This is a genomic window from Deferribacterota bacterium (genome assembly GCA_034189185.1).
In the GTDB taxonomy this organism is placed as follows: domain Bacteria; phylum Chrysiogenota; class Deferribacteres; order Deferribacterales; family UBA228; genus UBA228.
In genome coordinates, this window is the sequence record JAXHVM010000206.1 from 1 (window position 1) to 2,903 (window position 2,903).

A 2,903-nucleotide genomic window follows, 5' to 3' on the forward strand; every position below is an offset into this window, starting at 1 on the left:
TTAACAATATAAAGCAGGTCAAACCCTTTGTTGATAGTATTGAACTTTTATATTTTGAAGGCATGAAAAAGGTAGATTTACCAACAAAAAGGGAGATTGAATATATAAATAGATCTGACTTAGATTATGTAGTTCATTTGCCAATTGATACAAAAAATTTCAAAAAAATAGAAAATTTTATTAAATCTTTTAACCAGGTAAATAATGTAAAGTACTTTATCATTCATATAGATTATAATAAAAAAGCAATAAAATTTCTTAAATATTTGAAGGATAAATATAAAAAAAATATCTTAGCTGAAAATTATGATAACAAAATTGATAATTTAAATAAATTTGTGAGGAATAATATAGATATATGTCTTGATATTGGCCATATTCTTCATTTGCACCCAATGTTTATAAAAAAGTTTCTCAATAAAAATAAAAACGCAATAAAATATCTACATTTACACGGAAGTACCGGCGGTAAAGATCATAAGTCAATAAAGATGCTAAGAGAAGATCTTTTATTATTTATATTAAATTGTTCTATTGCCAACAATATAACTTTATGTGTTGAAGTTTTCAGTTTTAATGACTTTATTGAGTCAATTTATACTATTAATAGGTTAGTAAAATGCTAAAATTAATCTTAGGTGGTATAAAAAGTGGTAAATCGGCTTTTGCCCTTAAATTGTGCAACAATTATAAAAGAAAACTATATATAGCTACATTAGAAGGGAATGACTCAGAGACAAAACAAAAAATAAGTAAACATAGAAAAGAAAGAGGCAGCGATTGGGATCTAACCGAAGAGCCAATTGATATAACTAATGTTATCAAGCTAAAACATAATAAATATGAGATTATCCTTTTAGAATGTTTAAATACTTGGATAAACAATTTGCTCTATTATAATCTAGATGCAAATTTGTATATTAATAATCTAATAAAGTTTTTAAATGAGTCTAAAGAAAATTTGAATTTAATAATTGTTTCAAATGAGGTTGGCAGCTCTGTAATTCCAGAAAATAAAACAGCAAGAGACTTTATAAATATTTTAGGGATAGCTAACCAAAAATTAGCAGCTGCAGCAGACAATGTTTCTATATTATTCTCAGGAATTCCATTAAAATTAAAATAATACAATTTTTACTTGTTAAAGCATAACTAATAAAAGAAGTTGAAAAGGCAATTTGGGAAAATCTTTGGTTTCTCTTTTATCCGCTTTTATACGAAGTTATGAACATAATCATATTATCTCATATGTTTCTTGAAAAAATTCCATATGACCTCATTTGCATCTATATCCTTGCTTGTTTTACCAACAACTCTTTCTGGTAAATATTGCCAGCCGTCAGGCCAGGTGTGTCCCCCACCTTCAATGGCGTAAAGAATTACTTCGGTTCCATCTTTACATCTATCATACACTTCCTTTTTTACTCGTGTGCCGTCCTGTGGGTCTTTGTCTGGTTCATAACTAATTAAGGGTTGTGAAGAGCAATGATTATGATTTACCCAGAACATAACCATTTCTGATACTGACAACACCTTTCCCAGTTTAATCGAACCAAATGGTAATGTAACATCCCCTCCCTCCAAGGGCATTAGAGGGTCATTGACATTATTGATTGCCAACACTGAAATTGGCTTTGAAGGTGAACAAGTGAGAGATAAATTTTGTGGCATATTTCCGGCAACAGGTGCAACTGCAGCTATTTTTTCAGCCAACTCGCAGGCAAGGCGATAAGACATCATTGCCCCATTTGACATACCGGTGACATAAACACGTTTTGAATCTATGTTTAGTTCTTTTATAAAATAGCTTATCAAGGTTGATATAAAACCGACATCATCTATGTTCTCTTCCTGCGTCTTATATCTTGTCTCTTCTCTACTCCGTCCATCATTCCAGTGTTTATCAAACCCATCAGGATAAACAACAATGAAACCCTCTTTGTCAGCCAGTGTGTTTAAACCACCTTCTGTGATGTTTACCATACTTTTACTTGTTCCACCACCGCCATGAAGGGCAATTAAAAGCGGCATGGATTTGTTTTTACCATACGAAGGTGGAATGTGAACAAGATAGGTTCGCTCTAATCCCTCCCAAGTTATTGAGCCTGTATGATCACCGACTTGATTACTTAAGGCATTAATACTATTAAAGCAAACTAAAACTAATAAGAACGCAATAACTGCAAGCTGTAAAGTAGGTAAAACTATTTTCTTACTGTTCATATATTTTCCCCCTTTTTGCAGTACTATAAATCTATACAGATAAAAGAAATTGCACAATACATTTTTAGCAAACGACGTGTATCTTTTTTGTCAAATGATTTGTTTCCCAAATTGATATTCAAAAGTTTAACGTGTAAAAAAAGAAGGCTACCACAATATCTTATAAGACAATAATGAGTCAATTATATTTTACAATCTACAACTACAGTGAAATCCCTTTCAGCTGATTGCTCACAGCCTACCATCTGCCTATTATCAGGTTTGATTATAACAAGCTGGCCTTGATTTTCTATTTCTTTTATTTATTGACCGATCAACTTATGTCTGCATTTTTAAATGTAGCAATATTTTAGACAGCCATCTTATAATATTTTTACTGGTGGTTGGTCTTCTTACTTACTCAGTTTTTTTATATTTTGTTTATCTACAAAATCTCTCTTGATAAAGTAATATCAAATCTACTTTTTTTAATTCGCAAGCCAATATAACAGGCCCCATATAAAAAAGTAAAAATTGATATCCTCAAAGGTGTTCACTTTTCAAGTTTTCCTAACAGTATATTTTTATGATTATAAAACATTTAATTTTTCTTTGACAAATATTTAAGCTTTTGTTAAAGTGCTTTTAGTTTAGGGAAATCGGTTAGAATCCGATGCTGCCCCCGCAACTGTGTTCCAGAC

The 2,903-nt window shown here is 30.9% G+C and carries 3 protein-coding genes and 1 riboswitch; of the genes, 2 read left to right on the forward strand and 1 reads right to left on the reverse strand.

All coding sequences use genetic code 11. From position 1 onward, the window contains the following. Positions 1 to 626, forward strand: a 626-nt coding sequence (locus tag SVN78_09925) for a hypothetical protein (protein MDY6821923.1), incomplete at its 5' end; no start/stop codon positions are given. Further along, complete coding sequence (locus tag SVN78_09930) at positions 620 to 1,126, forward strand: bifunctional adenosylcobinamide kinase/adenosylcobinamide-phosphate guanylyltransferase (GenBank protein MDY6821924.1); 507 nt, start codon at positions 620 to 622, stop codon at positions 1,124 to 1,126. The genes SVN78_09925 and SVN78_09930, both read left to right, overlap by 7 nt. 113 nt (positions 1,127 to 1,239) lie before the next feature. On the opposite strand, the gene SVN78_09935 is transcribed toward SVN78_09930, so the two are convergent. After that, positions 1,240 to 2,223: a PHB depolymerase family esterase gene (locus tag SVN78_09935; protein MDY6821925.1), complete on the reverse strand. Its 984-nt coding sequence runs from the start codon at positions 2,221 to 2,223 to the stop codon at positions 1,240 to 1,242. A gap of 593 nt (positions 2,224 to 2,816) precedes the next feature. Then, positions 2,817 to 2,903: riboswitch (cobalamin riboswitch) on the forward strand. This riboswitch is flagged as partial in the annotation.